Raw genomic sequence first — 7914 nt, 5'->3', positions numbered from 1 at the left:
AACTTGACCTGTTCGTCGTTAATAGCACGCTGACTTTTCTGAGCTGCCTGGGCGGCAGCGCACCGTCTGATCTAAGCGGCACCTTTAGCGAGATTTTTCTGAGCTGCCTGGGCGGCAGCGCACTACTACCCATGATTGACACGATGGTTAGGGAATTTCTGAGCTGCCTGGGCGGCAGCGCACTGCCAGGCGTCGTCGATGTTCTCGTAGGCGAATTTCTGAGCTGCCTGGGCGGCAGCGCACCTAAGCGCGGTTGGACTGGCTGGACAGGCGAATTTCTGAGCTGCCTGGGCGGCAGCGCACAAAACACAATTTATCCTGGTGGGGATTTTTCATTTCTGAGCTGCCTGGGCGGCAGCGCACGCGGAGCGGGTGCTGGAAACCCAGCGCCTGCATTTCTGAGCTGCCTGGGCGGCAGCGCACACAAAAAAGCCGGGATTGCAGCCCATTACGGTTTTCTGAGCTGCCTGGGCGGCAGCGCACATCCCAGCGGGCTAACCGCGTCTCCCCTATGCGTTTCTGAGCTGCCTGGGCGGCAGCGCACGGGTGTTTTGCCTTGACCTGCCTACCACGACATTTCTGAGCTGCCTGGGCGGCAGCGCACCAAGTAAAGGAAAAAAAACAAACCGGCGCCCATTTCTGAGCTGCCTGGGCGGCAGCGCACAAGTCGTTGAAATCAGTATGCTGCTTCATATTTTTCTGAGCTGCCTGGGCGGCAGCGCACACTACATCACTAAAGCCGCCGCCAAACGCGACTTTCTGAGCTGCCTGGGCGGCAGCGCACTCTTTGGTTTCGCAGCCGTGGGCGGCCACGTATTTCTGAGCTGCCTGGGCGGCAGCGCACTGAAACGCCTAACGCGACGGCTAGCTTGTCCATTTCTGAGCTGCCTGGGCGGCAGCGCACAGGAAAAGCGTTCCAGCAGTTGAGACGTTTTTTTTCTGAGCTGCCTGGGCGGCAGCGCACCCCCGCACAGGCGAGCCATGGACAGGCGACCATTTCTGAGCTGCCTGGGCGGCAGCGCACTTGGGCAGCCCTGGCTGGTGGCCGTTGGCGCTTTTCTGAGCTGCCTGGGCGGCAGCGCACCCACGCCAGCAGCACAAACGCTGGCACAACCTTTTCTGAGCTGCCTGGGCGGCAGCGCACATCAAAGCTCATGGGGTGGCGTCCTCCTGGGCTTTCTGAGCTGCCTGGGCGGCAGCGCACATGATCGTGTCTTCTGGCTCGTCGAACGTATCTTTCTGAGCTGCCTGGGCGGCAGCGCACATCAGGTCACCAGCGGAGGCATCTCGCTCACATTTCTGAGCTGCCTGGGCGGCAGCGCACTGCTCGTTGTGGGCGCAATCATCCCGCCAGTCTTTCTGAGCTGCCTGGGCGGCAGCGCACTTCCGCGAGCTCACCCGCAAAGGCTACATCCTTTTCTGAGCTGCCTGGGCGGCAGCGCACCAGACATGCTGATCTCCGGCGCACCCATGCTATTTCTGAGCTGCCTGGGCGGCAGCGCACATCATGCTGCCCAGTTGTTGGGTGGTTTGGCGTTTCTGAGCTGCCTGGGCGGCAGCGCACCCCGCAATTGACTCTTTCAGAATTTTACTAATTTTCTGAGCTGCCTGGGCGGCAGCGCACCTATTGCCAAACACAGCGCCGCTAGGCGCAAATTTCTGAGCTGCCTGGGCGGCAGCGCACTCGGCCTCGGGCCGGTGTGTTCTGAGTTTTTCTTTCTGAGCTGCCTGGGCGGCAGCGCACACTTCTCAACGCTCAAGCCCTTCGGTAAAATATTTCTGAGCTGCCTGGGCGGCAGCGCACGGTTAACGAATGGGAAAAGCCGATCGCTTATTTCTGAGCTGCCTGGGCGGCAGCGCACACCCTGCCGGTTATTTGTCGAATAACCGTACTTTTCTGAGCTGCCTGGGCGGCAGCGCACAAATACGCGAGTCGCTCTTTGATGCCCTGGACTTTCTGAGCTGCCTGGGCGGCAGCGCACGTTGCCGGGCTGGTGAACCCATTTGCTTTAGCTTTCTGAGCTGCCTGGGCGGCAGCGCACAAAGCATGGGGCGAGGTTCAGCGCGGCGTTCATTTCTGAGCTGCCTGGGCGGCAGCGCACGAGCGAATCGAGGCCAAGCCCGCCGGATTGCTTTTCTGAGCTGCCTGGGCGGCAGCGCACTGGAGTTTGCTGAATTTCTGGCTAGCGACATTTTTCTGAGCTGCCTGGGCGGCAGCGCACTTGCGCCAGGAGTCAGGGTTAGTGCTGGCAGTTTCTGAGCTGCCTGGGCGGCAGCGCACCAGAAGCGCGCATGGAGCACGAAATGCAGTCATTTCTGAGCTGCCTGGGCGGCAGCGCACGAGCGAATCGAGGCCAAGCCCGCCGGATTGCTTTTCTGAGCTGCCTGGGCGGCAGCGCACTGGAGTTTGCTGAATTTCTGGCTAGCGACATTTTTCTGAGCTGCCTGGGCGGCAGCGCACTTGCGCCAGGAGTCAGGGTTAGTGCTGGCAGTTTCTGAGCTGCCTGGGCGGCAGCGCACCAGAAGCGCGCATGGAGCACGAAATGCAGTCTTTTCTGAGCTGCCTGGGCGGCAGCGCACCCGTAGGGCAGCCCGCTCTTTTCAGCCAGCTTTTTCTGAGCTGCCTGGGCGGCAGCGCACCGATGCTGCCATCTGCAGCGGTTGCGCCACTTTTTCTGAGCTGCCTGGGCGGCAGCGCACACGGTTACCCAGGGTAATCGAACGCTGACCATTTTCTGAGCTGCCTGGGCGGCAGCGCACGAACGCGACCCTCACATTGAATACAAAATCGATTTCTGAGCTGCCTGGGCGGCAGCGCACGGCGGCAACGTCAAGGTTCATGATGTCCACAATTTCTGAGCTGCCTGGGCGGCAGCGCACCGGTCATACGCAGCATCGCGGCGTCGTGGATGTTTCTGAGCTGCCTGGGCGGCAGCGCACGCAAACGTCATCGTGACGGCGCCGCCGATGGTTTTCTGAGCTGCCTGGGCGGCAGCGCACCTATCGGTGATGCCGGTGCCAGCGGCACCCTTTTTCTGAGCTGCCTGGGCGGCAGCGCACAGGATATTTGGAATATCGCGGAGATTGCCTTGTTTCTGAGCTGCCTGGGCGGCAGCGCACGGGCAGGTTCACCTGAACAACACGGCCGGGGCTTTCTGAGCTGCCTGGGCGGCAGCGCACAAAACACTTTTGCGGTATTCCTGACAGACTGATTTCTGAGCTGCCTGGGCGGCAGCGCACATGGCCTCGCCGTTAGCGGTTACCGTTATGTCTTTCTGAGCTGCCTGGGCGGCAGCGCACGTTGCAATGAATGCTTACGCAGACGTTGTTAGTTTCTGAGCTGCCTGGGCGGCAGCGCACATGGCCTCGCCGTTAGCGGTTACCGTTATGTGTTTCTGAGCTGCCTGGGCGGCAGCGCACATATCTAAGCGACGCTTAATAATATGATTCCATTTCTGAGCTGCCTGGGCGGCAGCGCACGCTAATTTGGCTAGGACCTAATAAACGTTAGTTTTCTGAGCTGCCTGGGCGGCAGCGCACCTCCCCGCGCTTCTTCTCCCCCAAGAGCCAGCTTTCTGAGCTGCCTGGGCGGCAGCGCACGCAACATGCGCTGGATGAATACCGCCGAGTGCTTTCTGAGCTGCCTGGGCGGCAGCGCACCGTGTACCTACAAATAAAGATTATGACCCGGATTTCTGAGCTGCCTGGGCGGCAGCGCACAAGAGCATATCAAAATTAATGTGCTGATTGTTAAAGAGCTTTAGCCAAAAAAAGCGGTATCACCCTTTTTCGAGCGACACCGCTAAGTGATTGATTATTGGTCGCCTATTTTCATGTTAGAAAAAAGGGTCAAAACCACGGCACTGTGGCGTCAGGGCTTAAGCCATAGTGATTAAACGAACCCGCCACCGGTTTTTCCTGAGGCTTGCCGTGTTCAATAAACAGGCTAAAGCGCTGCTGGGTGGAGCGGCTGTTTATTTGCACGAAGGGTAGCTCAATGCGCCGCGCCGCTAGCTTGGCATAAATCTGCTGCGCTTCATCTTCCGAAATGTCATGCCGCTTGGCATAGCGTTTGGCACGGCTTGGGCTGCCCGTATTGAACTGCTTGCGCGCCACGTTGAAGTGCTGAGAATTGGCGGGCACGGCAAGCACCTCGCTGACTTGGGTGTGATCACGCATGCCGGTTAGCCAGTCAGCGCCCATCAATTGCCCCAGCCGTGCCTGAGTGCCATGCAAACGCAGGTGATCACCTAATGTACGAGCACGGACTCCATGCTTATGGCCTGGAAAGCTAACGCCTAAATCCGTTGCCTGTAGGTCGAATAGCGCCCGGTGCAACTTGTTGTAAAGCGCACCCATCAGCATCGCCGGGGCAAAGTCAGGGTCAGGCCTAAGCCGAATATCAATATAGTGATCCATGGCTTACCCCGCTTCGCCGAAGACACCGCCACGGATCAGTGTTGCCATCACAAAGTGCTGATCTTCCTTCGTAGGCACTTGATCCTTGATCATCCAGTTATCCAGCAGTGAGTAGAAATCGGCCTTCTGCTTGGGCTGGCGGTACGCTTTGCCCTGGGTGGTCACTGAGCCATAAGGCTCGACAGCAATAGGCCCGAGGTCATCATCGTTTTCATTGGGGTACCAAGTGTCGATGGTGCGAATGGCATTACCCAGCTTTTGCGAGTGAATACCGGCAATATCGCTGACGTGATAAAGCGTTTTGCTCTTATCGCCACGACCCCGATCAAGAATCAGCTCTTGGGACGGAAACACCTCTTGGCCGCTACCCATACGCACATAGGCAACCACCTCAAGCAGTAAGTGCTGTTCACCCGCCAGCGCTGCTGCGATAACACTGGCAAGCTCTTTAAGCTCAGCAGTGTCCTCGAAAGCCCGCAACGAGAGCGACAGTGCATCAAAGTTCCACTCTTTAGTGGCTTTGCCCTGTGCCAGTTGGCGAATACTTACCTCTACTTGCTCTGCCCCCATACGGTTGCGCCACAAAAAACGCCCATTGGCGAGATTATTGGCGTACCGCTGGGCCAGCTCGCCGAAGCCTTGCGCTTGCTTATATGCGGCGACGGCTTGTTCCAGCTTGGCTTGGTATTCGGCGTTATTGCAGGCGGAGGGCGTCCCGGCACCGGCTAGCACTCGAAGGGTGAAACGAGCTACCAGGGTGTCAGCATCGTGGGGAAGTGTGGCGACATCCACCGTTTGCAGGTTGGGGGTTTCAATCTGTGCATCCAGCTTGGCGGGATCTTGGTCTTTCGCTTTTAAGCGGTTGGAAATAGTGCCGCGAACCGATTTTTCACGCACCACGACCGGCTGCCATTGCTGTTCATCTTGCCGCTTATCCCAGTTGCTGGCGTATAGCAGCGCATCGGAAGGGTCGAGCTTGCGCTCAAAAGCGAGGACGGAAGCGGTTTTAAGGGTATCGTTTTTAGCCATGATAAAGCTCCTTGTTTACTGTGCTGAGGCGCGAAGGTGGTAATCGTTATTGAGACGGTAAAGCCCCGCTTCTTCGTCGTTATCAACGTACCAAAGCAGGTCTTCAGGTTGCTTCATGCGGTGCGGGCTGACCCATTCACCAATGGAGTAGAGGCTTTCGACAAAGCGAAACTGGGTCATGGTATCGCGGGCGTTAGCCACTTCTCCGGGCTGGAAAAGGTCGGAAATAGCGCCATAACCAACTGGAATCGGCACAAGCCAGCCGCGATAGGGCCGCTGCGCCTGCCAAACGGGCTTCTCGTTGGGTTCACCTTCATTCTCTAACGTGCAAACATGGTTAAGACGAGAGAGGTCTAACCACGCATCCAGCAAACTGGCCTCAGGGTTGTGTTTTTGCAGCGTTGTGAGGTGTTCGGTGAGGTAGTCATCGCGCAGGGTCAGCGCAAAGCCCGGCAGCCAGCGGCGCTTCAGTCGAGCGAACTGCTTGTAGCGTTCATCTTCGTTGTCATCAAGCATGACCCATTGCGGGCGCTGCTTATGGCTCGGCACGTTGCGATTGGGCACCACACTGCCACCGGCAATACGCATGCCCGATACAGTCTCACTGATTTGGTGGGCGATATCCTCATGCTCGCTTTCTGCAGTGCCGGTATCAATCGCGAAGATCAGCGTGATATCCAGATGGATACGCCCTTCTTCTACAATCGCTGCCGTACCACCGGTTTTGTCCACCGGGTTGCGCGTCAGGTGAAAGCCACGAATGTAACCACCTTCAGTGGCCTGGGCTTCAAAGTCGTGGCAAATAACCCCAACGCGACCTAACGAAACGGGAAGACTCGCCTCTGCTAACTTCCGCTCCAGAGCATGCATCAAACCTACAAAAGCACTCATGGCAGGAAAGCCCCAGGTCATTGGGCTGGAAATCGCGTTGGCGTTTTGTACCCGCAAGCGCGGTAGAACCAGGAGGTTTTTCACTTCACTCATCGTCATCACCTCCTGGCAGGTTGTGTAAGTCTTCCATTAGGCTTTCCATCCATCGACGGTCACGATCCTGCAGGCGTTGATGGGTAGCATCTTTCGCCAATGTTTTCTGCCAGTGGCGAAATTCCACATCGCCTAATGGGAGCTTTTCACCCAACGCCGCATTGAGCCAGTTAGCAAAACGGTGGCGAATCTCTTCTGCCCACTCCACGCTGTTTCGAGCTTCACGAAAAGGAACATCCTCTTCAGCGCGGCCAGGATCTAGCCAGAAGGCTTCTTCAGCGACCAATTCACATTTTTCATCGTCGCTCCAACCCGCAGGTAGGCTATGCATCTGCATGGCAAACAGCGCTAGCTCGTCCATCAGCATGGCCGTGTAGTCATCGCGCAGATCGCGGGTGTGCATATCCGTGGAGGGGTCGGTCTCCAGAAAGCGCTTGAAGTCTTTAACAAGGGAGCGCACTTCTGACCGGCTGCCAAATACACCAGGGTGAGAAAACACAGAGGCTACTTTTAGCGGCGGGCGAATATCACGCACATTCCAGCTAGGCGGAAGCGATGCCAATAAATAATTGTTACCACCCCGCTCACTATTAAGTTGCGAGATATTTTGCGGCTTGGTGCCGCCCATTTTTTGTACGGCTAGGTTGGGGTAGCTGTGCACAGGTTGCTCAGCGTATTTACCTTCCCGCTTGGCTTTGCGTGAGTCTTTGGCCTCTTCGCTAAAACGGTCATGGTTAATGGTTTGAAATACACGATGGGCCAACGAGGTGGCATAGAGCGGGGCTAGCAAACGGAAGTTATCGGCGTCATTTTCTAGCTCTGCGGCATCATCACCCACCAGCCAGTAGAGCTGTTTGCCGCGGGTATGTGAGGCGTGCTCGCCACGCGGTTCGGTAATCGCGGCAAAGGCATTGATCCACGCCTGGGCTTGTTCGGGATTATCGCTTAAAGCTTTGGCAAACTCGCTATCGTTTTCTAGTGCACGCTCAAGCAGCGATTTTCCCTCGAACTGCAGCTTCAAGAACTTATATACATCCAAGGCGGCGGCGTTCCCCACGACATCGCCCGCAAAATCAGCGGGTAGCACATGACTACCCACTAGGTTGTGGGCATGTAGCGATTCGGGTGGGGCGTAAAGATTGGAGCCTTTGGCATCGGGGTGGATAGGTTTTAGCGAGTGGGTAACGACTTGCAGTTGACCAACGCGCCTTGCCGCATCGTTGATCCAGGTATCGAATTGAAATTGCTCAACCAATGCCTGGTATTTTGGATCGTCGGGAGCTAGCTTTTCCGCTTTTGTATCGAAGCGCTCTTTTAAAAAGACTTCGATCAATGCTCGGAGTTGCTGCCAACTTCCGCTAGGAATGGTAGGCATTATTTATCCTTACGAATTTGGGAATCACTGAAATTCGTGCCAAAATAAGCCCCGAGGCAATACGCCTCGGGGCATCTGGCAGGCCGATCTAAAAGTCGGCCTCAAAA

The 7914-nt window shown here is 56.9% G+C and carries 4 protein-coding genes and 1 CRISPR repeat array; all 4 genes read right to left on the bottom strand.

Going from position 1 to position 7914, the window contains the following annotated elements; translation table 11 throughout:
• Positions 1-35 precede the first annotated feature (35 nt).
• Positions 36-3720: direct repeats of the CRISPR family, unit length 28 nt; unit sequence TTTCTGAGCTGCCTGGGCGGCAGCGCAC.
• A gap of 129 nt (positions 3721-3849) precedes the next feature.
• The 4 genes from cas6f to csy1 are packed head-to-tail and all read right to left on the bottom strand — an operon-like array spanning position 3850 to position 7807.
• Positions 3850-4419: a type I-F CRISPR-associated endoribonuclease Cas6/Csy4 gene (cas6f, locus tag K7H09_RS16560; RefSeq protein ID WP_009288124.1), complete on the bottom strand. Its 570-nt coding sequence runs from the start codon at positions 4417-4419 to the stop codon at positions 3850-3852.
• Positions 4420-4422: 3 nt separating this feature from the next.
• Positions 4423-5448, bottom strand: coding sequence for a type I-F CRISPR-associated protein Csy3 (csy3, locus tag K7H09_RS16555; protein ID WP_138800131.1), 1026 nt, complete (start codon positions 5446-5448; stop codon positions 4423-4425).
• Between the two features lie 15 nt (positions 5449-5463).
• Positions 5464-6432, bottom strand: coding sequence for a type I-F CRISPR-associated protein Csy2 (csy2, locus tag K7H09_RS16550; protein WP_022520841.1), 969 nt, complete (start codon positions 6430-6432; stop codon positions 5464-5466).
• Positions 6425-7807 carry a type I-F CRISPR-associated protein Csy1 gene (gene csy1, locus K7H09_RS16545; RefSeq protein ID WP_230805214.1) on the bottom strand — a complete coding sequence of 461 codons (1383 nt, stop codon included), beginning with the start codon at positions 7805-7807 and terminating at the stop codon, positions 6425-6427. The genes csy2 and csy1 overlap by 8 nt, the downstream gene beginning before the upstream one ends.
• Positions 7808-7914 lie beyond the last annotated feature (107 nt).

Source organism: Halomonas sp. IOP_14, assembly GCF_021021315.1.
Taxonomy (GTDB): domain Bacteria; phylum Pseudomonadota; class Gammaproteobacteria; order Pseudomonadales; family Halomonadaceae; genus Vreelandella; species Vreelandella titanicae.
Note: the sequence above shows the minus strand (reverse complement) of the source record. Positions and strands in the feature narration are given on the sequence as shown.

Coding starts and splice junctions, on each gene's coding strand:
- cas6f (WP_009288124.1), bottom strand. CDS start 4,419: ATGGATCACTATATTGATATTCGGCTTAGGCCTGACCCTGACTTTGCC.
- csy3 (WP_138800131.1), bottom strand. CDS start 5,448: ATGGCTAAAAACGATACCCTTAAAACCGCTTCCGTCCTCGCTTTTGAG.
- csy2 (WP_022520841.1), bottom strand. CDS start 6,432: ATGAGTGAAGTGAAAAACCTCCTGGTTCTACCGCGCTTGCGGGTACAA.
- csy1 (WP_230805214.1), bottom strand. CDS start 7,807: ATGCCTACCATTCCTAGCGGAAGTTGGCAGCAACTCCGAGCATTGATC.